General features: G+C 62.3%; 20 protein-coding genes. 13 read left to right on the top strand and 7 right to left on the bottom strand.

What is annotated here, in order from left to right; translation table 11 throughout:
- Positions 1–68: 68 nt before the first annotated feature.
- The 10 genes from AC4ELH_RS09170 to AC4ELH_RS09125 all read left to right on the top strand — a co-directional run bounded on the left by AC4ELH_RS09170 (position 69) and on the right by AC4ELH_RS09125 (position 16576).
- Positions 69–296, top strand: coding sequence for a plasmid mobilization protein (locus AC4ELH_RS09170; protein ID WP_409552826.1), 228 nt, complete (start codon positions 69–71; stop codon positions 294–296).
- Between the two features lie 729 nt (positions 297–1025).
- Positions 1026–3005 carry a hypothetical protein gene (locus AC4ELH_RS09165; protein ID WP_454231431.1) on the top strand — a complete coding sequence of 660 codons (1980 nt, stop codon included), beginning with the start codon at positions 1026–1028 and terminating at the stop codon, positions 3003–3005.
- A gap of 442 nt (positions 3006–3447) precedes the next feature.
- On the top strand, positions 3448–4836 hold the full coding sequence (locus AC4ELH_RS09160) for a ParB/RepB/Spo0J family partition protein (RefSeq protein WP_498884183.1): 1389 nt from the start codon (positions 3448–3450) through the stop codon (positions 4834–4836).
- A 335-nt stretch (positions 4837–5171) separates the two neighbouring features.
- Positions 5172–6044 (top strand): ParA family protein, encoded by an 873-nt coding sequence (locus AC4ELH_RS09155; protein ID WP_454231429.1) that lies wholly within the window; start codon positions 5172–5174, stop codon positions 6042–6044.
- Positions 6045–6870: 826 nt separating this feature from the next.
- On the top strand, positions 6871–7353 hold the full coding sequence (locus tag AC4ELH_RS09150) for a hypothetical protein (RefSeq protein WP_454231428.1): 483 nt from the start codon (positions 6871–6873) through the stop codon (positions 7351–7353).
- 60 nt (positions 7354–7413) lie between these two features.
- Positions 7414–8124 (top strand): transcription termination/antitermination NusG family protein, encoded by a 711-nt coding sequence (locus tag AC4ELH_RS09145; protein WP_498884180.1) that lies wholly within the window; start codon positions 7414–7416, stop codon positions 8122–8124.
- Between the two features lie 334 nt (positions 8125–8458).
- Positions 8459–9244 (top strand): hypothetical protein, encoded by a 786-nt coding sequence (locus AC4ELH_RS09140; RefSeq protein ID WP_064880933.1) that lies wholly within the window; start codon positions 8459–8461, stop codon positions 9242–9244.
- A 92-nt stretch (positions 9245–9336) separates the two neighbouring features.
- Positions 9337–9936: a hypothetical protein gene (locus AC4ELH_RS09135; protein WP_498884178.1), complete on the top strand. Its 600-nt coding sequence runs from the start codon at positions 9337–9339 to the stop codon at positions 9934–9936.
- A gap of 314 nt (positions 9937–10250) precedes the next feature.
- On the top strand, positions 10251–15506 hold the full coding sequence (locus AC4ELH_RS09130; protein ID WP_498884176.1) for a helicase-like domain-containing protein: 5256 nt from the start codon (positions 10251–10253) through the stop codon (positions 15504–15506).
- A gap of 698 nt (positions 15507–16204) precedes the next feature.
- The gene (locus AC4ELH_RS09125; RefSeq protein WP_454231425.1) at positions 16205–16576 is read left to right on the top strand and encodes a hypothetical protein; all 372 of its coding nucleotides are present in this window, start codon (positions 16205–16207) and stop codon (positions 16574–16576) included.
- A gap of 88 nt (positions 16577–16664) precedes the next feature.
- Here the strand turns inward: AC4ELH_RS09125 and AC4ELH_RS09120 are convergent, their stop codons facing one another.
- From AC4ELH_RS09120 to AC4ELH_RS09095, 6 genes are all read right to left on the bottom strand, one after another.
- Positions 16665–17852, bottom strand: a complete 1188-nt coding sequence (locus tag AC4ELH_RS09120) for a TIR domain-containing protein (protein WP_409552816.1) — start codon at positions 17850–17852, stop codon at positions 16665–16667.
- Between the two features lie 696 nt (positions 17853–18548).
- The gene (locus AC4ELH_RS09115) at positions 18549–18749 is read right to left on the bottom strand and encodes a hypothetical protein (RefSeq protein ID WP_454231424.1); all 201 of its coding nucleotides are present in this window, start codon (positions 18747–18749) and stop codon (positions 18549–18551) included.
- A gap of 21 nt (positions 18750–18770) precedes the next feature.
- The gene (locus AC4ELH_RS09110) at positions 18771–19229 is read right to left on the bottom strand and encodes a hypothetical protein (protein WP_454231423.1); all 459 of its coding nucleotides are present in this window, start codon (positions 19227–19229) and stop codon (positions 18771–18773) included.
- Between the two features lie 31 nt (positions 19230–19260).
- Positions 19261–19848 carry a hypothetical protein gene (locus AC4ELH_RS09105; RefSeq protein ID WP_454231422.1) on the bottom strand — a complete coding sequence of 196 codons (588 nt, stop codon included), beginning with the start codon at positions 19846–19848 and terminating at the stop codon, positions 19261–19263.
- A 106-nt stretch (positions 19849–19954) separates the two neighbouring features.
- On the bottom strand, positions 19955–20230 hold the full coding sequence (locus tag AC4ELH_RS09100; protein ID WP_498884172.1) for a type II toxin-antitoxin system RelE family toxin: 276 nt from the start codon (positions 20228–20230) through the stop codon (positions 19955–19957).
- A gap of 1 nt (position 20231) precedes the next feature.
- Entirely contained in the window at positions 20232–20513 is a 282-nt protein-coding gene (locus AC4ELH_RS09095) for a type II toxin-antitoxin system Phd/YefM family antitoxin (protein ID WP_396911600.1), read from the bottom strand.
- Positions 20514–20710: 197 nt separating this feature from the next.
- On the opposite strand from AC4ELH_RS09095, the gene AC4ELH_RS09090 reads away from it, so the two are divergent.
- From AC4ELH_RS09090 to AC4ELH_RS09080, 3 genes are all read left to right on the top strand, one after another.
- On the top strand, positions 20711–21976 hold the full coding sequence (locus AC4ELH_RS09090; RefSeq protein ID WP_498884170.1) for a helix-turn-helix domain-containing protein: 1266 nt from the start codon (positions 20711–20713) through the stop codon (positions 21974–21976).
- Between the two features lie 150 nt (positions 21977–22126).
- Positions 22127–22312, top strand: coding sequence for an XF1762 family protein (locus AC4ELH_RS09085; protein ID WP_409552782.1), 186 nt, complete (start codon positions 22127–22129; stop codon positions 22310–22312).
- An 86-nt stretch (positions 22313–22398) separates the two neighbouring features.
- Positions 22399–22812, top strand: coding sequence for an XF1762 family protein (locus tag AC4ELH_RS09080; protein ID WP_409552838.1), 414 nt, complete (start codon positions 22399–22401; stop codon positions 22810–22812).
- A gap of 642 nt (positions 22813–23454) precedes the next feature.
- Here the strand turns inward: AC4ELH_RS09080 and AC4ELH_RS09075 are convergent.
- A complete protein-coding gene (locus AC4ELH_RS09075; protein ID WP_498884168.1) occupies positions 23455–23694 on the bottom strand; it encodes a hypothetical protein in 240 nt (79 codons plus the stop codon).
- Positions 23695–24172 lie beyond the last annotated feature (478 nt).

The raw sequence follows: 24172 nt of genomic DNA, 5'->3' as shown, positions 1-24172 counted from the left end.
TCCACTTTCTAGAATCTAGAAACTAGTAACTGGATTGTAGATACTGGAAACCGGGATCGGAGCGACGAATGACCACCGCAGCAGCCACACGCCGCCGCTCATCGTCGGGCTCGGAGACCCGCCAGCGAGGCGACAAGATCGACGTGCGCCTCAACGATGACGAAGGCAAAGTCATCAGGGAGGCCGCCCAACTCGCCGGCCTCAAGCCCGCTGCATTCCTGCGCACCGCTGCTCTGCTCATGGCCAAGGGTGCGTTGCCGAGCGCTGTCGAGCCTGAGGACCGCTTGGCCAGCTGACGGCCAAACAGAGCGACCGCATCTTCACGACGCGGTCTGACCGCGTGTCGCTGCGGTCAGACCGCGTATTCGCATGCCAATATCCCGGTATGACGCAAGCACAGTTTCATCACAAACCACAGTGCACCCTCGCGCACCAATAGTCGGGCGCGACTCACGCACCTGAACAATCAGCGTTCACTGATTGCTTTCGCTGTATAGTTCGACCACGATGGGTCAAGGGAAGGGGGACACCCGTGTGGGCCCCTATCTCGAGCACCCCTTGCTTGCTGTCATCGACGTGGATGCCAGCGCGGCCTGCACAACGAGTAGGAGGGGCCTCGATCCGTACTTGTGACAACTGAACAGTAGGCCCGAAACGCAAAAACCCCGCCAGAGGCGGGGCTTACGTGAAAACCGAGTTAGCGGCTCGGAATTCATTTCGGTACCCCCATCACTGAGGAACCAAGACTTACCAAGTCTGGTCTCAGAGTAGACGCTACCCGTTGAGATCGCAATACGACTCGCGTAATTGGTTGCTGTCCACTTTCTCCTCGCAGCTGGTCTCTTCCGGCGATGGGCCCGAATCGAAACGCCCACGCCCACAACAGGTTCGACCAACCGTCGAGGACGACCGATGAAAGACCAACCTGCACGCCTCACAGCATCAACGAACACGACACAACCACCTCAGCTTCAACGACCTAACCTCAAAAGCAGCCCGGCGCTGGCCAATTCGTGGATCGCTCGGTGAGCAGCGCCGCCGTCCTGCCCGGACAAACCATTCAGGCCCTCTCGCCACCCCACTCACCCCACGAGGTGTGGAAACGCCTGGCGCGGCTCATCGCCGCACCGGGGCGCACGCAGATGCGCCTCTACAACGCCGACACCGAGAAGTTCTCCGACTCCGGGAGGCTCACCGAATCGCTGCCAAAGCGATCCGCAGCCGTGTACATCTACGCCAAAGGCCGCACTAACCAACTGATTCTCGATTTCGACGTCAAGCACCACGGCGCCGAGCAAGTCAAGGCCGACCTCGATACTGCCGCAGCATGGATCAGCTCGTGCGGCGGCGTATTCATCACCGACTCTTCGACCAACGGCGGCCGGCACCTGATCGCCCCACTGGCGATCGGCACCTCAGCGTCATGTGACGAAATGAAGGCGCTGGTGCGACTACTCGCCAGCCGACTACCGACACTGGACATCACGCCCGTCTGCGGCGCCGAGCAAGGCTGCATCAGCGTCCCAGGTTCACCAGACAAGGACGGCGGCTACCGCCAACTCGACGGCAACCTAACGGACGCCGTGGAGGCCTTCACCACCCGATCAGCCCCCGACCTGCTGCCCCAACTGCAGATGCTGCTCGGCGCATTCAAGCCCTCCCCGCAGCCCACACCAGCCGCCACAACGGCCACCCGCTCAGTAGAGGATTATCTGGAAGGCCACGGAGACGACATCCGGCTGGCCCCGCCCTACCGCCGAACTGATGACATACCGGCCGCCGTCGCCGAATTCGCAACACACGGCGTTCTCAGCCCGCAACGAACCACTTGGGCCACCAATCACGAAGCCCGCATGTCAGTCGTGGTCAACGCGTTCTCCCGCGGACACAGCCTGGCCGAACTGCGCGACACCATCGCCCCAGGCGGCCGCTGGCATGCCGGACTAGGCGCCGCCTACGCGCGCTACGGGCATCGAGCCGACCTCGCGCTCAGCAAGGACTTCACCAAAGCCCTGAACTGGTACATCACCAATGTCGCAAAATCCTCTCCCCCGCGGCACATAGAGAAGAACTACACACCGGGGGGTAAGGCACAGGGATGGCGTGGACCGAAGGATCTTCGGGACTGGCTGGCCAACGCGCTCGCATGGGCAGATGGCGAGTACACCGGCAAGAGGCTGAGATGGACGGTGCGAGCGGTACTTCAGGCACTGGCTTTCTACGCCCTGGTCGCCGGTGAGCAACGATCCGGCAGCTGGTTGGTAGGAGTGGGCGGTAGAACACTTTCGATCGGCTGTGGGCTTCTCAGCGAGGACACCGTGTGGAGAGTCCTCGCTGACCTTCGAGAACGACCAGGCTCACCGCTGGTACTGGTGCGCCAAGCGATTGGCATCGAAGCCGACGTCTACGCCCTGACCACCCAGAACCGTGTCACCAAGGATCCCGTCGGAGCGCAACGCGTGCGCGTCGAAGCTGTCCACGAGGCCTGGAGCGTGATCGGCCACCACCTGCGCCGAATCTACGAATTGGTGGCTTATTTCGGGCTCACCGACAAGGCTGACCTGTACGCGGCGGCCGCCGTGCCGCGAGCCACCGGCGACACAATGGTCACCGCACTCGAAATTGCCGGCCTGCTCACCAAAACCGGCTGGGGAACCGTCGGAATCGGGCAGGTCACCCTCGACGACATCGCCCAACAACAACACCTCGACCAGGTACGCCACGAACGGCTCGAACGGCATCGGGCCGAACGAGCGGCCTGGCGCAAATGGCTGGACGACCGCGAACAGCAACGCAACACCCAGCCAGCCCCGCACGACCCGGAAAGCGGATGTGCGCCAGCCAGCGTCGGCGCCAACCACATCGAGGAACACACCGCCTGGCGCGACGCGATGATGGCTACAGGCCCACCACCACGCGACGACGTCGACGACGAACACGACGCCATCGAATTGCTCTCCGACGTTCTCGGCGCACGCGTCCTGGCAACACCGTTGTCCAGTTGACCTCATCCCCCGACTGAAGTCGAGGGATAGCGCTGAAGGAAACTTCGGTCACCGCCACACCGTGAGTACGGTGCGCCCGGAGTCGACCTTCAGTCGTCAAGTGTGCCTGGTCCCGAAGGTGATGCACCGTGCATCACCTTTGACCGCAAGCGGCTTCATTGTCCATCGTGGTAGCAGCAACTTCATCCTTCTTGGGCGTGTCGTTCGCTCAACACCCATTGCCGCGCCATAGGATGTGCCTTACATGCATTACATGTTTAAAGGGGTGTAGAGAGCGTTGACTGGTACTTCGACCGCTAACAAGCAAACGGCCCGTAAGGCGTCAGGCCGTAGGACGGCCAACAAGCTGACCCGTTACGCCGGCGGCGCGGAGAGTGAGGTCTTCCTCGCAGCAGCTAAGGAAGTCAATCCAGTTGGCGGCATCACCGCTGGCTTAGCCTCGATGGCAGCAGCCGACGGTCAGCGGTTCATCGAGGCGCCCCCGTCGGCGATCGCCCCGCACCCCTACAACATCCCAACGAGGTCTATTCCTAAGCCGGACAATCCGCGGTGGGTAGAGCTGGTGAATTCCATCTCCGCTGTGGGCGTGCAGGTGCCGGTCCTCCTCGTTACCCGCAAGGCCTTCGTCGCCGCGCGACCAGTACTTGCCGACCAGGTCTCCTCGGACGCCGAGTACATCACGATCTACGGACACCGCCGTTGCGCCGCCGCATTGGCGGCCGGCATAGCTGCCGTCCCGGCGGTGGTCGACGACACCGTACTGTCCGATGGCGGTGACCTTGATGCGATGGCCAATGAAAACCTCGGCCGCGAAGATCTTACTGAGATCGAGCAGGCAGAAATGTTCGCCCGCTACAGCGAACTCGGTTATGGGCAGCGCGCAATAGCCGAGAAGGTTGGTATGAGCCAATCGACGGTGTCGCGCCGACTGAGCCTATTGCTGCTGACACCCGAAGTGCTCGAAGCTGTCGCTGCGGACCGGATCCGTTCGACCGAGGCGGCCAAGCTAGCCGGCGAGTTGCCTTACGGCCCCCAACGACCCTGGCAAGAAGAAATTGAGCCCGAGCAAGATTCCGATGATCGTCGAGCCGATCAGATCGCAGCTTTCGAACTCATACTGTCAGGAACGACGCCCGTGCGTGCCGCCGAGCGGGTCGTGGCCGAGCGCCGCGCCCGCAACCGCGCGGCCAAAGATGGGGTGGAAATCGTCGATGCGAAAGAGCGCTTCGGGCCGGACTATCAGCGGCACTCAATCGGGTCACCGGAGGAGGCGGTCGGCCCGATTGTCGCGGCGATCGACCCGCTCCAGGGTGGGCTCATCTACTTCCCCGCAGACCTCGACAGAGACTCGTCTGCTGCCGATTCAACACAGCCGCAACGGCCCACTGCAGCCTCCCCCAACGAGGCCAAGCTGAACACGGCCGCCAAGAAGGCGCGTCGCGCGGCATGCCCTCGGCTGGTCTCCAGCCCCCCTCCGAGGGAGAAGCTGCTCCCCTTGCTGGCAGGTCAGTACGCGGCCGGGTTGTCCGCGCTTGCCTCAGGGTCTACAGGGTGGGCGTTGGCTTTCGAGTTCAGTCGGGTGGCGGGGCTGTCCACTGCCTCCGACCACCATGACGCCGCATCCTACCGACGGGCGGCAGCCAGCGAGACGGAGCTGAAACGCCAAGTCGAGATCGCCTGGGCATGCGCGGTGGCCGCCTATGAGTTGCGCGCAGCTGACAAGAATCGAGACTCCTGGGATCACCTTGATGCCACCTACCTGGAGCTACTCCAGGACCGTGCTGCGTACTCACCGACAACCTGGGAACTTGAGCGAATTGGTGCCGTCTAATGTCGGCTAAATGGGCCCTACCAGGGTGTTTAGAGAATCCTTCAGGGGTGATGCACGGTGCATCATCTCTGAAGGGTGTGGCGTTCCAGGGGGTGATGCACCGTGCATCACCCCTGCCGCTCCCTCTAACTCCCCGAGCTGATTCACCGTGCATCACCACTAATTGTGACGCTGCTGGTCGATGCGATTCACGGTGCATCACCTCCCGTCTCGAACTACCACCGACGCGATTCACCATGCATCGGCGACGGTCTGTCCGACGTCTGGCCCGACGAACGTGCCGCTCCCCCGCCCGACTGTTCCACTCCGCCACTTCCATCTAAAGGAGCTTCACTATGGGAACTACCTATGCCTTTGTCAGTCTGGCCGGCAGTACTGGCAAGACCACAACGACGGTGACACTAGGGACGCAATTGGCCCTCGCAGGCCTGCGTGTACGGATCGTCGATCTTGACAGCCAAGCCAACGCCAGCACCTGGCTGGGCTATGAAGATTCGCACGGACGTACTATTGCCGACATTCTGCGCAACGACGCCACCGTGGCCGAAGTTGAACTCCCCGGCCGTGTCGTCAATGGATTCGACGAAGACGACGAGCCCGTATTCGGAGAGATCCCTAATCTCACCCTCGTCCCCGCTCGTCGGTCGACACTCGACCGAGTCATGATTGAGCTGGCCGCAGACCCAGGGGGCGTCATGCGCCTCCGTAAAGCACTCGCCGAGGCGGACCCGGTGGACGTCACGCTTATAGATTGCCCCGGCACCATGTCGACCCTTGTCATCTCTGGAATTCTGGCGACGAGTGTCAGCGAGAATGCCGACAATCCGGCGTCCTGGGGTGTCATCGCTTGCGCTAAACCCGCGTATAAAGAGAGTCGCGGCCTGCCCGATCTTGAAGCACAACTGCACATCCTGCGTGAGACCTACCGAATGGACCTACGCCTACTAGCGATCATTCCGTGCGTTGTGCCACCGGCCAACTCGGGCCAGGTGTACCTCGACCAGATGGAGGATCTGCGTGACGTTTACGGCGAGCTGGTCACGGGTGGTGTGCGGCGATCAAGCGTGGTCGACGAGGCGTTCGTCAACGCCACACCACTCCCCCTCTACGGGCGCAACGCCAAGCTCGTTAATGGCGATTACAAGGAAGTCCGGGAATATCTCTCCGACAAGCTCGGCCTGTTTACCTCACAGACCGTGGCGGCATGACATCGGAACAGGATCCGTCGCTTATGCACCCTGACGATGACCAAGGACCATCGCCGGGGCGCACCACGGTTAACGTAAGCGGTGAGCTGCTCGCAGCGGCCCGAGGCGCGGTCCGGCTAGTGAGGGTGCAAACGGGACGCCGCTACTCGCTGCAGCAGTTCACCAACGAAGCGTTCGCAGCGCAGCTCCGCGTTATCGCCGAAACCTACAACGACGGACGGGCAATAGCCCCTGACGAAACGCCGTTAGAGAAGGGGGCACCAGGGGGGTGATGCACCGTGCATCACGATCCAGACGTGTTTGCCGATAGGGTGAGTCTTCGTGTTGGCGCCTCGGTCCGGCCAGAATTCGGTGATCACGTGCTCGGCCCGATGGTGTCACGTGCGCCGCTATTCAGACTTAGGTGCGGCTGGGCTGGCCATCGTTTGCTGAGTGTGCCTTGTCGGCGGCGGCAGCAAATAGGGTGCCAGCCCATTCTCGTAAGAATAGTCACTGTGACGTAATGCCGATGGGGCGCCGTATCGACCACGCGGCGATCGTTCATCATGAATGAGCCATGATCGCTGCCCATAAGGCCAAAAGTCCTGTACATCAACACCTTTCAGCAATTCGGCCAGCGCACCGTCACGTCGACGGCTAGCGCCGGGATCGAGATGGGGATGGACTGACCACGGTTATCCCAGGGTTCATCTGTTGTTGAGCGACATGCCGACCAAGTCGGCTCTCTGCTCCGCGAGACCGCGCATCCGCCGCCGCCGGCCCGTCGCAGCCGTTAACCCGAGTCATTACCAGCTTCGTCGAGGCGGTGCTCGTAGAGTTCCGTGGTGTGGATCAGGTCCTGGCTTGGGAGTCGTCGTGTTGGTGGGTCCAGGACTCCCTGCATGGCCTCGGCGCCTTCTTCACCTCTCCGGCAGCAGCCGGTCTCGCTGCGCTCGGCGCAGCCCTCATCGCGGCTAGGGAGGTCCGAGATACGCGCGCTGCCGACAACGAAGCCAGACGCGACGATCGCAAAGCTGACAACAAGGCTCGGCGCGAGGATCGGGCGGCCGAACTCGAACGGCGCGAGAGGGAAGACTTGCGTCGCAAGCAGGAAGACCTGTGGGCCAGGTTTCAGTGGGTCGTGGATCGATCGACCTCTAGAACGAAAGATCAAAAGCCTGCATTAACGGCCGTGAGAGCCGTAACGATACTGACCTCGTTGCGCGATGCGGCACGCGCGAAGCCGCTCAATGACGATGGTCTCGCCCTGTTGATACAGAATTTTCTCGACCACATGATTGGTACAACTACCCAGGAAATCAGTGGCTGAAGGCAAAAGCTGGCACCGACGTGGCGGTTGGATGACAATGAGGGCACGCGGAGGTAATGGATGAGCTTGGATGACCTTCTTCTGGACGCTGATGTCGACGACGCGGCGGAAGCGGCGATCGCGGCGGCGATCGCTACGGTCGATGAACCCACCGCCAGTGCCGCTGCCCGTGAACAGGCCGCCGAGCTGCTCGGAATTGGCGTTGACGGTTTGAAGGAACGCTTACGTGCCGCGCGGCGCAAGCCCCGCTCACTTGCCACGGTGCGTAGGGGAGTGACGCCCTTTGCAAGAAGGTCCGTCGTGCGCAGTTCATCTCCAGTGCGCCAAGAACCGAGCGCCGCGCAGAGTACTGAACGGCTCGTCGAGCAGCCCGGCAATTGGTATCTGGTGCATGCCTACGCAGGTTACGAGGGCAAAGTCAGGTCCAATCTCGAGAATCGAGTCAAGAATCTGGACGCCGGTGGTGACGTGTTTCAGGTTGAGCTTCCCGTCGAAGACTTCAGGCAGGTCAACAAGGAACACCCGGAAGGGGTCACTGTCCGGCGGCAGATGCCCGGGGTGATCCTGGTTCGCATGAAGCTCAACGACAGGTCACTGGATGTGGTGAGAGGAACCCCGGGCGTCACCGGACTTCGTGGAGATCCAGGCCAGCCCACGGAACTGGCTGCCGACGCTGTCGTGAACTTGCTCCCAACCCAGGCCGACTCCAAGACGCAGTCCACCTCGAAGCGACGGGCTGGCGCCGGCGACGACGTGGGTGAATCCTCCTAGGGGTCAGGGGCGTCCTCGATCGATGTTTGCCGGCAGTGAGGGCGGGCTAATTACGATCACAAATTGCTCATCGGCGTAAACACCAATCCGTACCCGCAATGCTCGGTGTGTTCTATTCGGATCACGTCTACGCATGTACCATCCACTACAGACTGAGATGAGTTTGCACAGGTGAGGAGGGACGGCCATCACCGCCGAAGAGGCGACCGACGTCGAAAATGACGCAGACGACGCCGCACGGACCATGCTCAGCGAGGGCCAGGCCGTCGCTGCCGTGGCAGCCCAAACCGGGCTGTCGAAGGAACGGGTTTTGGAGCTGGCCCGCAACACCGACATGCCCGACGTCGGGTTGCTCGCCAAAGAGGTGAACAACCGTCTACGCGAACTTGGATTGAGCACGCTGCAGGCCAGCAAGCTCGGTTTTGTGTCCCGCTCCACCCTGACGCAGCTCGGAAAAGATGACCGCGTACCCAACCGCACAACCCTGGCCCGACTAGACGACCTGTGCAGCTGGGAAGTCGGGTCCGCTCGCGACGCGATGTACGGCATCGCACCCAAGCCACGCGAACAGCACACCGGTACCACACGCCCGGTCTATGACCCCAACGCTGAAGAGGACTACGACAACCTCGCGCGCTGGATCGAGGAACGTCTACGCGAACTGAATTTGTCGAAAGCCAAGTTCGCTGCGATCGGCGGACCCGGCCGAACCACACTGGCCACGATGGGCAAACGTGGTTACAAGCCCACTTCAGAGACACTGGAAAAAATCGACACGCATCTGTTGTGGGAACCGGGCAGCACACTGGCCGCGCTCAAGGGCGGTATGCCGATCAGAAGGGGCCCGACCCCGACCCCCCATCCCGCGTTGATCCCACTCAACGCGATCAAGGATCGACTACGAGTTCTTGCCGCACGCAACATGCGCCACCAGCAAGGACTTGAACAAACTCAAAAAGACATCGAAGAAGCGATTCGCCACGTGAACCTGGCGATCGAGGATTTAGGTGACCCACGTCGACGCGACGCTGTGGGTACACCGGGCACGGGCAACTCCCGCAATGGGGTCAACGCCGCAGATCACGAGGACGACGTCAACGAACAGGACGCGGACCCATGACGAGCAGCGTTGCGGGATCGAGAACACTATGGCACGGCGCGACGACCCCCAGCAGCCGGATTTGTTCAGCATCGAAGGGGCCGAGGATCTCCGTGAGTCATTGGATGAGGCAAGCCGTCGACGACGTGTACCCCCAATGGCTGCCACTGCCCGCGGAATGGAGCCCCGAACAGACCGAACGGTTCCTGGATCAAACGACCCAGCGGTTGGACCGAATGGCGGGGGAGATGGCCGACGAACTGGCCGCGACAGCGATCACCAACTGGACCAGCCAACACGGCCAGCACCCCGACTACCTGACGACGGTGCGTTTGCGCGCGACCGCGATGCAGACAGCACGAGAGACGGTCGTACGCCAGGAACTTTACGATCAGATCCCGCCGACGGACGAGACAAGCGACTTCGATCCGCCACTGGCGCAACCGACGCCGGCCAGCGAAGTGCCGTGGAACCAGCGGTGGAACAACGCACGGTATCGCAGCGAGCCGGGGGAGGAGCTGGAGGAGCTGGCCCAACGAGTTTGGCCGGACCACCAGTTCTCGACGATGTTCCAAATCAAGGCCGCCTACCTGCTGATCGCCCGGATCGAGGACGGTCTACCGGTACCGGACGGCCCCCAGCATCCGCTGGCCAGCGACCTGGCACCGATGGTGTACGACGACCTTCGCGACGACGGGTACCCCGTCGAGTAGAAGACGACCCCCAGCTCGACCTGTTCGATTCGTTCGACCAGCCCACCGACCCACGCGAGATCGACCCCGGCGGAACCGAACTGCCGCCGGCGAATCGACCAGCCTCCACGGCCCCAACCACCGGCACCCAACTTCCCCAGGTCAGCGCCGAACCGGTCACAGCCCCCGAGCCGGCCGTGGTCGACCAGAGTGCCGAGTCACCGGCACCACAGCAGACCGCGCCCGCCACGGCGCCAAGCCTCGATCACCCTGCGTCAACGCAATCCCTGGCAGCACCGTCGGCTCACGATTTTCAACCAGGCACCGATATTCGCGTGGCCTCCGGCGCCAAAGCGCGCATCCAGGCCAACATCGCTGTCATCGATGTGCTGGAACGACTTCGCGCCGAAGACCGGCCCGCCACCGCCGAAGAGCAGGAAACACTGGCGTGCTGGTCGGGATGGGGAGCGGTCCCCGAGGTGTTCGATCGCCGTACCAACACCTACGCCAGCGAACGCGCTTACCTGCAAGACGTCCTCAGCCCTGAGGACTACCGCGCAGCTGAGGCCAGCGTGCTCAACGCGCACTACACCGACCCGCAGATCGCCGCAGCGATGTGGCACGCCTTGTCTGAAGCCGGATTCGCTGGTGGCAGAGTCCTCGAACCAGGCTGCGGGTCAGGAACATTCATCGGCTTGGCACCACAAGAGGCAGTCATGGTCGGTGTCGAGAACGACCCCACCACCGCCGCGGTCGCGGCCGCGCTCTACCCCTCAGCCCAAGTTCGCTCGGAAGGCTTCGAGACCACCCGCGTGCCCGGCGCGAGCTTTGCAGCAGTTATCGGAAATGTGCCGTTTGGGCAGTTCACCGTCTACGACCCGGCCCACAATCCGCAACGGTTCTCGATTCACAACCACTTCATCATCAAGTCGCTAGATCTCACCGCGCCCGGCGGCTACGTCATGGTGCTCACCTCCCGATACACCCTCGACAACGTCGACTCAAAAGCCCGACGCGCGATCGCCGAGCGAGCCGACCTGCTGGGCGCAGTGCGCCTGCCTACCGCGGCTTTCCGCAGGGTTGCCGGCACCGAAGTTGTCACCGATGTCCTTGTTCTGCGCCGCCGCGACGAGGACGAACCGGTGCGCGAAGCGTCGTGGCTGCACAGCGAACCGGTCACCCTGGACACCGACCAAGGGTTGGTCGATATTCCGGTCAACGCCTACTTCCACGACCATCCCGAACGTGTACTCGGTGACTTCTCCGCTGGACATGGCATCCACGGCTCAGTCACCCTCAACGTCACCGGCCAAGACAACACCGACCTGGTGGACGCCCTCACCGGCCAACTCCACCAGATTGTCACCGCAGCCAAGCAACACGGGTTCGGGCTGACTGCCACCGCGAGCACCTGCACTGAAGTCAGTGAGGCAACATTCGATCCAGGCCTCATCACCGCCGTAGATCGACGTGCCAAAATCCCGCTCGACACACTGCGTTACAACCCCGAGACGCAAAGCATCCAACGGTGGAACCGATTCGGTTGGGAAGAGCAACGCACGCCCAAGAGCCAGATCGCCGAGACCCGTGAGCTCATCGACTTGCGCGACGCCGCCACCGCAGTGATCGCTTCCCAACGTGACGGCCAACCCGCCGCCCAGCGGGAGCAGCTCCGAGGCCACCTCAACCGCCTCTACGACGCGTACGTCACCAAACACGGGCCCATCAACCGATTCAAATGGATCTACCCCAAACCCCCCACGCAACAAGCCCATGACCGCAAAGTCGCCGCCGCAGAAGAACGCTGGCGCAAAAGCCAGGGCAGCGACGGCCGCCCCTACCGAGGACCAGTGCCGGCCGAACTCATGGCACGCTGGGACGAAGCCGGATGGGCCGAACGCGCACCCTACAAGCGCCGCCCGCACCTCGATGGCGGGATGAAAAACGACCCGGGCTGGGCCGATGTTGCCAGCCTGGAGATCTTTGACGAACAGACCGGAAAGGCCCTCAAAGCCCCGATCTTCTCCGTCGACGTCCTCACCGCCCGCAACCAGCTCGAACGCGCCGACAACATCACCGACGCCCTGGCCGTCTGCCTGGATCGTCACCGCCGCGTCGACATCGATTACATTGCCGGCCTCCTCGATATCTCCGCCGATGCCGCCGAACAACAATTGCACGGACTGGTCTACCCGTCGCTCAACGACCCTGACGAACTCATTCCGGCCGCCACAGCACTGTCGGGCAACGTCCGCGAAAAGCTCGCCGCAGCCACCGCCGCCGCCGAACACAACAGCGCCTACAACGATTACGTCAGTGCACTGCGCACGGTGCTACCGCCAGACAAAGAAGCGTCAAGGATCAAGGCCCGCCCAGGCGCCCCCTGGATCGACGCGCGCTACGTCGCCCAGTTCGCCCGCGAAGTGTTCGGTGCCGAACGAGTCACCGTCGACCACGTCAACGGCACCTGGTCGGTGGAATGCCCCGACTACCAACGCACCACCGTGGCAATGACCGAGACCTGGGGGACCGGCAGCCGCGACGCCATCGAGTTGCTCGATGCCGTCTGCAACTCCAAACCCATTGTCATCGAACGCAGCAAGGAAGACATCGAGACCCGCGGCGGCCCCTCGATCGACACCGAAGCCACCTTCGCTGCCCAGGCCAAAGCAACCAAGATCACCGGAGAATTCCAGCGCTGGATCTTCAGCGACGACCAACGCCGCGAAACGCTGGTCACCGAATTCAACCGCCGCTTCAACAGCCTTGTCGCACCCCGGCACAGCGGCGCCAGCCTCGCCCTTCCCGGACTATCCGAGCGTTTCGAGCCCCACCCCTACCAGCGCGACGCCGTCGCACGCATCATCGCCGAACCCAGCGTGCTGCTCGACCATGTCGTCGGGGCCGGCAAAACGGGCACCATGTTTATGGCCGCCATGGAACTGCGCCGACTAGGCCTGGTCCAACAGCCCTGGATTGTGGTGCCCAACCACCTGATTGAACAGTTCGGCCGCGAAGCCAAGCAATGGTACCCAGCCGCCAACGTTCTCATGGGAGCCGCCGCCACCGACCCCGAAGGCCGCCGGCGCCTGGCAGCACAGTCAGCGGCCACCGATTGGGACATGGTCATCGTTCCACAAAGCCTGTTCACCGCGATCGGGGTCAGCGACGAACTCAAAGCAGCCCACATCAACAAAGAGCTCGATGCACTGGAAAACCAACGCGCCGACGCGGTCAACAAAGTCAGCAAGAAACGCCTGGAACTAGCCGAAAAGAAGCTCAAAGCACGCCTGGAGGAACTGACCGACCAAAAGCGCAAAGACACCGGATTGCGATTCGAACAAACCGGATGCGACTACCTGTTCATCGATGAGGCGCATTTGTACAAGAACAAGGGCAGAGTCTCCAACATCGAGGAGCTGTCCTGCGCGGCGGCCTCCCAACGCGCCGAAGACCTGGCCATGAAAATCGAACTCCTACGCCAACGCCGCCGCGACGAAGGCCGCGCTGCCGGCCTACGACCCGACCAAATCGTGGAACGAGTAGCCACCTTCGCCACCGGTACCCCCATCGCCAACAGCCTCGGGGAGCTGTGGGTGATGCAGAGCTACCTGCGCCCAGATCTACTCGAGGCCGCCGGGGTAGCCAACATCAACGACTGGGGCGCCACCTTCACCACCACGATCAACACAGTCGAAGTCAACGCCACCGGAACCAACCTGCGACCGGTGACGCGCGTCGGAAGATTCTGCAATCTACAAGAACTCCAAGCAATTTCAGGTGTCTTCACCGACGTCGTCAGCCGCGACGACGTACCGATGAAGCTCCCAACTCTGGCTGGCGGACAACGCAAGATCATCAGCATCACACCGAGCCAGGAAGTCAAAGACTTCATCGCAGACCTCGGCTGGCGAGCCACCAACATCGACACCGAGCACCTCGAATACGACAACGTCCTCAAGATCTCCAACGATGGCCGCAACGTCTCGCTGGATCCGCGCCTGGCGCATCTGGACAAACCAGAAACCAGCCGAGCCTCGGTAGTCGCAGACGAAATCATGCGGATCCACACAGCCACCGCCGACAACATCTACATCGACCCAGAAACCGGCCAGCCCATGCCGATACCCGGCGGCCTGCAAATTGTGTTCTGCGACCGCGGCACACCCTCCAAACACGCCGACCAGTTCACCCTCTACGGCGCCCTACGTGACGAACTCATCGAACGCGGCATGCCAGCCGACAGCATCCGCTTCATCCACGACGCGGTCAAACCCGCCGACAAACTGCGCCTCTTCCGAGACTGCACCCACGGAGCAGTGTCCGTATTGGTCGGTTCCACCGAGAAAATGGGCACCGGGACCAACGTGCAAACCCGGGCCACCGCTGAACACCATGTCGATGTGCCTTGGCGCCCAGCAGATCTCGAACAACGCGAAGGGCGAGTGATCCGGCAAGGGAATCAAAACGAAACCATCGAAATCCTCAACTATGTGACAGCAGGCAGCTACGACACGGTCATGTGGCAGAAAGTCGAAGCTAAAGCCACCTTCATCGACCAGTACCGACGAGGAAATGTCGTCGTCGATGAGATCGAGGACATCGCCGGCGGCGACATGAGCAACGCCGCCGCGGAAACCAAAGCGATCGCCACCGGCGACCCACGCTTCATCAAACAGGTCAAACTCGACGACGAGGTCAAACGACTGCAAGCGTTGGCCAACGCCCACGACGAAGCCAGTGCCCGCCGGCGACAGCAACTGCGCTATTGCCACAAGGAACTCGACGCAATCAACGAAGACCTCACCCAACTCGATCCCATCCTTGACACCGTCCGACGTCACTGCGAACTCCCAGCGGCGATGGCAGTGGGGGAGCGGTCTTTCGCCGAACGCAAAAACGCCGCCGAACCCTTCGCCGCGGCCTGCCGCAAAACCTTCCAGGCCTTGCGCGACAGCGCCCACTACGACCACCGACCGGTCGGAGCCACCATCAACGGCATCGGTATCACCGCACGCCGTGACCACATCAAAGGCCAACTGATCCTCTCACTCGACGTTCCCTCACCCGAGATCGTGATCGAACGCGACGACCTGATGGCCAGCGCACCCACCCTGACCGACGCCGGCGAAAACAGCGGCGCGGCCAAAGCACGTGGACTACTCCAACGAGCCGAAAATCTGTACAAGGACCTGCCTAACCATCACTCCCGGCTCACGCAGCGCCGCACCCGCCTAGAAGCCGAAATCGACGACCTCGACTCAACACAGCTGGGAGCGTTCGAGCACGCCGAAGAACTGACAGCCAAACGAGAGGAACTGTCGGTCTTGACCGCACAACTGCGCATGGAAGCTCAAAGCGAAGCGGCTCAAGCCGCCGCCGCCGAAGCCGCACAACGGCTACAACACGCCGGCCGCGAGCCCGGCTGGTCCCTGCACCTCAACCCCACCCCAGCATTGATCGAACAGTCCGGCCTGCCCGACGCGGACAGCTACCGCGCCGCACAACGATTCACCGAACAACGTCGTGCCGCCGAATATCGCCGCGAACTGCGGGGTCGCGATCAAGGACAGGACGGCCTTGAACGCTAGCCGTGACAGAGAATTCGCCACCCGGTGGTAGCTTCAAACTTGACGTCAAGGGGCGCTCGGCCTGCGCCCCCTCAGATTCAGAGCGCCCCTGACGTCACCAACAAATTACCAAGCGCCCCAGCATCATTGCGACCTCCGTAGCGGCTGGCGGCGTTGTACACCCAAGCTGCCGAGTCGCCATCTCACGGAGTCCGACCGGACGTACTGCTCATCCATAGGCCCCATCGGATTCGTATCTACATCGGCATGTCAGTTGCGTTCGCGCCTCACCCCAGGTTGGTTAGGGCAGTCGCCTGCCACGAAGTTCGCCAGTAAATATAATGAGCAATTCGTGAACACTAAGTGTGCAATACTGGGGGTAGTCGTTTGACTGCAGCCCGTGTCGGACCCTTGGGCTACGGTCAGGCGCAGGAGGCGACAGTCAGCGCCAGCTAGCGGAAAGGGGAGTGGCAGTGACCTTGCAGACCTACCAACACTCACCGCCCGCAACGGCGTCCGCACGTGATCCGTGGTGGGAGTATGCCGCCGGCGCGGCCGCTGCGCTTCTCGCCGGATACGAACCTCCAGCCGTTCCGACGTTCGGGCCAGTCCTGCAATCTGACGAGAGCGTCTACATCCAAACCGAGGCACACTACAGTCGCCTACGCGGCGGTGGTGATGGACACTACGGCCGCTCCCGAACCATGATCCTTGGGGGAGTGGGCCTCACTCTCGGCATGCTTGCCGCGCAAGGGATCATGGACCGCCGGCAGAGACGCCGCATCGAACGCGACCAAATCCCAGCGTGGCGCGACCAATGCTATGTCCCCGTCACTGTGACAACCCACCGGCTGCTGTGCCCCGCATTTGATGGACAGCTGGAGTCATTCTGGTTCGTCCACGCAACCGAGTTCTATCCCGACCTGGCCCAGCGCAGCGTCACCCTGGCATTCGGCGATGAATACGAACCGCTACGCCTGACGGGACCGGCCGCGCCAGCGATCGCCCTATGGTCCGCCGTCGAAATCCTCGGTCCGCGTTGGCATGAAGATATCCGATTACACCCGCTGTTCGCTCGGCACGGATCCTGACTAAGACTCACCGTCCGGACCGGCCGCGCCATCGTGGCCAACTCGATCCCTGAGGCCAACCGGCCAACTAAAACCCGGCCGAAAGCTCTCACGGCAGTTTCCACGCCAATCGATAGCGACAATTCAACTTCGGCTCCTGAACACGCAACTGCATTCGGACGAACCTCTGGCCGCCGTCTGTTTCCTCAGTGCAGTCGTACTCCTCGTTCAGCGCAACATTCGGACCGTTCGCTATAGGAAACGCGTCTTTACGACGACTGCTCCTGGGCCCCCACGCGGTAATGCCGACGTCCGCCGGCAAGTCGACAGTGAAATCCAGCTCACGAGTCGGATGATTCACCGTCCACGAGAGGAAGTCAAAGTCCCGTTGGCCGATCGGGGTGTCTTTCGTAGCCACACGCAGGTCCTCTGCCCGCGAAAATCGATAATTTCGAAACGTGCCGTCGATCGTGAAGTCGATCGTCTCCCCGAACACCAGAGGGGGGTCAAACTTCAGATCGAGAGTGAAAGCCGAGGCGTTGTTTCTCCGCGGTCCGTCGGCGAGATAAGCGGTTCCCGCACCTGTGCGCTCAGGCGAGCGGAGCCTGATGGTCGGCTCGCTGGCATCAAACGGTGGCAACGCGTCGGAAGTTCGTGTCCAAACGAGGGCGTGGCTCTTCAGACCGTCCGGCGCATTGCAACGAATTTTCTGACGCCGGTAGTACTCCATGTCCAAGTGCCTTGGACTGTCAACGCTCAGGGTGTAGCGCTGGCGGATCTGGATCAGTTCACTAATTCTCGGCTCTGAATGATCGACGTCAGCGGGCACCGCGGTGCGCCGCCCAACACGACGCATTTCCTCTTCGATGCGGGTCGCAGCCGCGCCGAGCGCGCCTTGAGTGATCCCCGACGCATGCGGTTGATAGGTGGCGGCTGTTACACCGGCAAGATCGCTTGGCAAATCAGGAGGCCGACTGCGATCGTAAACAATAAAGGTGCGTTCATGGCCGAGCGCCCCCATAAAAAGTCCTAGCTCAAAGATGACGTTGTCACGCGGAATGCTCTTGGCATCGCCCCTCGAAACAGCCGTATCGTCCACGTCAAGAACAAGAACGGCAAAGTCGAACTTGTGACGTACGGCCGCGAGCGATTGGAGCGTCAAGGAACCCAGGCCGAACACTCCCTGACTCCAAACCTCGCACTCTGCAGCATGATCGAGCAAGACCTGCAGCTTATTCGCGACATCGAGGCGCTCGCTCGATGAGCCGATAAAGACGGCGGGCCGCGCTGGTGTCACAACCCCATTTTAAGTCGCTGCACGTACTTCGGTTGGCGTTTCAGCTAACCGTGCAGGTCTCAGTCGAGCGGAGCCTCTCACGACGATCCACCGGGGGAGAGGTACGCCGGGGATCGCGGTCGGGCTCGCTCGAAGGAGTGCTGATCCTGCCGTTGAACGAGGCTAGGGGAGTGGGGGAGCTGGGGAGGTGGATAATTCGTAGGCATGAGCGAATGGCGGTTGAAGCGCACGCCTCAGGGATGGGTGGAGCCAGGGCCGCCTGAGCGCTGCTGCCACGGCCATCGACTCGAACCTGGCAAATATCAGGTGGGCAGCCAAGCATGCCAATGCGGAACCATTCATCGTGTCTTTTACTGCGATGTATGCGCCGAGCCGATGTATAGGCCGAGGCCAGGACCAGGGTGTTCGTTCGTCAACTTCGACGGGCGCCGCGCAGCCCCTCAACCGTGACACCTGCCTTGGACACGGTGGGTTCCCGACAGGGCCCCTGGGCGCAGTCAACGTGGCGTTGGCCGCGGTGCTAGCCACACCGGTCGGCTTCGCTGTCCTCGGCCTCGTTCAACTCGCCTCATCCATCATCGGGTAAGTGCGCGCCACCCCGACCCCCACCGCAGCTACTGACTCTTCGCTCATTGCTCGGCGAGATAATCGTCCATGGTGTAGAAACGGCCGGCGGCGCGGCGGCGTTCCGCCTCCTCAAAAGCCAACAAGTGTTTCCGCTACGCCGAAGCGACTTCGCAAGTACAGGAACAGTTCTCGGTCGAGCACATACACGCCAGGAATGGGATCAGCCAGGTGCCGCTCAAGCAGGTCGTACGGCGGCTGGGCATCCGGCAGGCCGGCGTCGGCGCGCCGCATCGCCTCGTTGCCGATCTCCTCGCCGGCGGCTGCTTTCATTGTCGCCATTGTGTCTTCGACCTACCGGGGTGGCGCTGAGGAGCGCCGCCCGCCATCGTTGCAAGGGGCGTAGTCGTCGGTGGCTGCTCTCAGCGCAGCTTCGCTACGCATGTGCTGTTCAATCACGTCGCGGTACATGGCCACATGTACGCGCAGCTGGGCGTCATCAATACGTTTCTCGACTGCCTCAAACCCAACAACCCCGGCCACGAGCAGGCCGAGAACCCCTGCGGCAAGCCACATATACCAGGACGGGCCACCACCGAATGACCCCGCCCCTGCTGGTTGATCGTCGATAGCCTCCGCCGAAACAGACACGATCAACTTCACCATCCAAGGGCCTACAGACAGCGCGACGACTGCCGCAACGGTGCCCGCCAAAAGGCCAACCGCGCACCCCTCCGCGACGATGAAACCCCGACGGATTCGCGACAACGGCGCCGCCGAAACGGGCGGCAACTCGTCATATTGCCTTGTCATACTCTCAATCCTCTCTCAATCCATGTGATGATCAGGGCACGGAAACCGCCCGTTTCGTGGTGAACTCGGTCGTCCGAAGCAGTGATTGGCGGGCTTGGCACCGCGCGGCCAGGTCGAGCGAAATGGGGGTGCCGATCTGGGTGAATGCCCATTCCCACTCGTCGTCACTCCACGCATTCGCGGTTCCGGCGCTGCGTCGACGTAACAGTCGAGCTGCGCGCCGTCGAGTGAGTCGTACCGGCAGGGACGCAAGGCCACGTGCCACGAGATATCCCGTCGGTAGAACGAGGATCCAGGCCGCCGCCATCCACGCCGGCCATCCGTGGTTGCCACCGGCCACGGCCAATGCAATCGTCGTGGCTCCAATGAGGAGCGCTGGGCCCAGGTTGCGTACGACCCAGCGAGTGTTCCTGTTGAGCAGCAACAGGAATGGCGCCGGTCCGACCAGCGTTAGGTAGCCGGCCACGCCGAGATATCCCCAGATCCCGGGGGCGATTAGCCCTGCCATCAGGCGGATTCCGGTGACCATCACATAGCCGATGAGAGCTAGTCCGAGCAGCACGCTCGAAGCCGTCCGCACCTTCGCCCATGCTGCTGACCGTGCGTTGGTTGTTGCCATGGGGACATCCTCTCTCTGAGGTCTGACATGTGCGGCTCCTGTTCGAGCCGGCAATTTCGTCAAGTGACGTTTATCCTGCAGGGGTTGGCTGATCGGGGGCACGGGGCTAGGGGCGGTAGATGTTGGCCCGGTGGTCAATTCGGTGCACCCAGATTGTCTGTGCCTCGTCGTCAATCCGGTACAACAGGCGGTAGGGACCCCGGCGCGCGCTGTACTGGCCGACCAGTTCTCGTCCGAGCGGCTTGCCGACGCGCCGCGGTTCGCGGGCCAGGTCTCCGAACGCGAACTCGATGACTGCGCCCACGATTCGCGGCGGAAGCTTGTCGAGGTCACGACGTGCCGTAGCGGTAAAGCGTGTCGCGTAGCCATCCGGAGCGCCCACGTCAGGGAGTCCGCCGGGGCACCTGGTAGGCCGCCCGGATCTCATCTTCGCCGAACGTGCGGCCTTCGGCGATGTCGGCCTCGGATTCGCTGACTGAGGCGACGGTGCCGGGCTGCGAGAGCCAGTGCAACGTCTCTTGCAGAGATTCCCACTCGTCGACGCCGATCAGGACTGCGGCCGGCGCACCGTTCTTGGTGATGGTGATCTGGTCGTGCGTTTGGGATACGGCGTCGACGTATTCGTTGATCTTGTCTTTCAGGCGTGAGATCGGCATTATTCTCATAGGGCGACTATAGGCCGTTATTAAGCCCCATACAAGGCCTAAATAAAGGCCGATAAGCTATCTTATGACAAGTAGCACTTGTCATTTGTGCCTCGTGATGCTTGACATTCCCAACGGCGGCGCCCACACTGGTGATCGCGGCACACCCCTGCCTCGAAGACGGGGAAAGGCACCCACAGCCGAACGGAGCCCGACTGATGACACCACGAACCTCACGTTTGGGGATGCTGGTGCGCCAACACAAGCAGCGGTCCGGCATGCCGGACACCGAATTGGCCCAACGCATCGGGATCAGCCGCCAAGCCCTGAGTAACTGGCTGAGCGGAAATGTCAAAAGCATTCCCTCGCAGGAGAATTTGCGCTCAGCTGCTGCTGTCCTCGACGTGCCCTATCATGCAGTTCTCGATGCGGCCCTGCACGATTCGGGCTGGCGCGACAGCCCCGATGAGGCCACCCAGCGCAGCTACCACTCGGTGCTCTATGACGCAATCACCGCCCTCACCGAGGCCGCGCGTCTCACGACCTCACGCACTCGACGGACTCCGTCAGGCGGGTGGGAACCCGACCCGGATGCGCCTCCTGAGCCGATCGACTGGGCCGCGTTTGCCACCCAAGCGCTCGCAGGCGCCGCTGCGAACATCGGCAGCATCTCGAAGATTCTCTCCGGTCGGCCCGGGTCTTGGGAGGCCGACAAAATCGGCGAAACCCTGCTGAGCACCGTCGGCGACGACATCACCGACCCCGCTACCCTGCTCGCCCACCGCACAGAACCGGTGACCGTCACCCTGTGGGTCGAGAGCATCCTGCGCGACTTCGACTACGCCTACGACGACGCCTACGAAGCAGCCGCCCTCTCCCTCGATGAGCAGGCCGGCCAACTGGAGCAACCGCCCACTCGCAAACCTGGACCATTCCGAACCGACGATCCCCGCCTCACCGCATTTTCCTGGATCGACGTCGACGACCAGGGCTGGCTACAGATGCACTTCACCCAGGGCCCCGCCGAGCTCAGCGAGACCGAAACGGCACTGCTCAACGAGTTGCAAGCCGAGGCAATCCAGCATTGGGACAGCCTTCCCCCAGCGCCTGGTGAGGCTGAATACGACGCTCAGATCGCCGCTTTCAACCAGCTCGAACAAGACCTGTTGCGCCAGCGCGACCGTGAACTCGCCGACTACGCACAACATCTCACTGACGCCATCACCGCCGGGTTATCGGCTTTGAAGATCGCGGTGCCAGTGACAGTCACTGTCACCCGCGCCCCCGAAGACGCCACGTCCTACGACAGCCTCGACCCCGGCGCTCCCCCCGACCCACACGGATGGACCACTCCAATCGACCACGTAGTCCTCACAGCCATCGAGGAAACACCACTACCCTCCCGGCTGCCCGGAACTCCCCTGAGTCGCCTACAAAGTACCGAACCGTCGTCCACACAGCCGAACACAACCAACGAGGAGTAGGTATGACCGAGCTAAGAGTTGACGTCCGGCTGCCGTCAGCGGAGCGTTCGGGTGGCCTGCCATCTCATCGGCAGTATTTCGCCGAGCTGCGACACGTCAGCTCCTCGTGCTGCAATAGAGGAACGGGGAAACCACGGAGGGGAACCGATAGTGAGCAACCACGGACCGCGACTGACCACGAAGGTCATCACGCTGCGCGAGGCCCAAGCATTCGTTGAACGGCACCACCGTCACCACGGCAGTCCTGTCGGACACAAGCTGTCGATCGGCGTCCGGATCAAGGGTACCGACGCCCTGGTGGGCGTAGCCATCGTGAGCCGCCCGGTTGTTCGATGACGGCGGCGACACTCTGGAAGTGAGCCGGACCTGCACGGACGGCACCCGTAAACGCCAACTCAGCGCTCTATGGAGCGGTCTGGCGCATCTGCCGGGAGCTTGGCGCCAAGCGGATCATCACGTACACCCAGGACGGCGAAACGGGCGCTTCACTGCGGGCCGCCGGCTTCACGCCAGTCGCTCGACGCAAGGCGCACCCTGGCTGGGATCGTCCGAGCCGCCGGCGTGGTGCCGACCATCCGACGAATGTTGGTCGCGTGCTGTGGCTCCGCGGCGAGGCGTTCCCTGAATGTCACGAAACTCCCGACGGAAGTCACGAAACTCTGCGGCCTCGGATGTGCTCGCAGTGCGGCGGTGATTTACCTCAGCCGAAGACGGGCCGGCCGCGCCGCACATGCTCCGATACCTGCCGCCAACGAGCACGCCGGAAGCGCCGCGAGACGGAGCCGGAACCGACGTCGCCCAGTGAAGAACATGACGACTTAACGCTTTTCGCGTGAGTCAGTCCGTGTAACCAATGTCATGGAATAGCACACCTAGCAGTCGAACGGCCCGACGATTGAGAACATCCTTCCGGAGTAAGTGCAAAGAAGGGCAGCCACCGATGTTCGAACGAACGAGAACGATTCCTTACACTCAATTCGTGAACGAAGTGCGGTTGGACTGCCGTCGAGCACGGCTGCGCGCACTTGACGGCGGGGACGATAACTCGGTCGACACTATTCGTCGGATTGAGACCGAAATCGATTGCGCGCCTGGCCCCGATCCCCGCATTGTTCAGCGCTGGACGGCGGCAGTGCGTTCGGGTCAAGTCCCACTCTCCGGCCGGAGCGTCCGCCGATGGGCGCGCACGACAATTCTTCTCGACACCGAACAGCGCTTGTAGCAGCCTGCCATTCAGGCCATCGATCGGCCCAATCCGTTGTCCGGATCCGAGAGCGGCACGATATCGTCGCTAGCTGCGCGCGAACGGCAACGCTGCTTAGGATCGTGATGTTATGGAAAAATGGGGCACCGGCGAGACATACTCGCCCACACACACCCGATTCGCTTCTGACTTGCTGGTGGATTGCCGGACTGACCTCCTGCGTATTTCGGCAGACCTTGACCAGCACCGAGAGGACGAAGACGCCCTTCTCGCACTAGCCGACATCACCGAGGATCTGCACGCGTTGCGTGCCAGCCGGCGATTGAATCGCGCCGAGCACTTCGGTGCACTCAAGGCGATAGCAGCCGGTGACCGAACTCGGATTGTCGCCGCAGCCGAATATGCCCAGTGGATCAGTGATTCCATACGCTGGGAGGCAGCACGGTGCGAGAAAGAGATCCAGGCCGTCCTTGAAGCCTTCGCTGACGCCGACGACCTGACGTTGATTAGGCACGCAACCCCGTTGGCCAGAGAGGTGATCGCACCAGGCGACCCACCTCCGCCGCCAACTCGGCTCGAGTCCGCCGACACTCTTCCTGAACGTGCTCGATCCCAGCTGGACTCGATTCAGCAGTGGGCCGGCCAGGCGGCATGGGCCATTGGGTTGTCCGACACGCCCACGATGAAAGCACTTTGCCAACACGTTGCGACCTTTCGCGCGTGGTTGCTGAGCACTTGACGCGGCTCGACCGCCACAGCCGCCTGCGAAGCGCCGAACCGCCGTCCACACGACCGAATAACAAGTCAGGCGCGGCTCGAATCGCCTCGGCCCGGGCGCAGTCACGCGGCGAATCGGGGCACGGCAGTGCGATCCGACCTGGCCGCCGCCAGCGCGGTTGTACGGCTCCCCCATCGACGTACTCAACGACGATGATGGTCAAACAAACGTGTCGGAAACCCAAATAGGGAGTCATGAGCGAGCCGAGCCCTCA

The organism is Mycobacterium shunyiense (assembly GCF_058270075.1).
The sequence above is the reverse complement of the archived record's forward strand: the minus strand, read 5'-3'. Positions and strand labels throughout refer to the sequence as shown.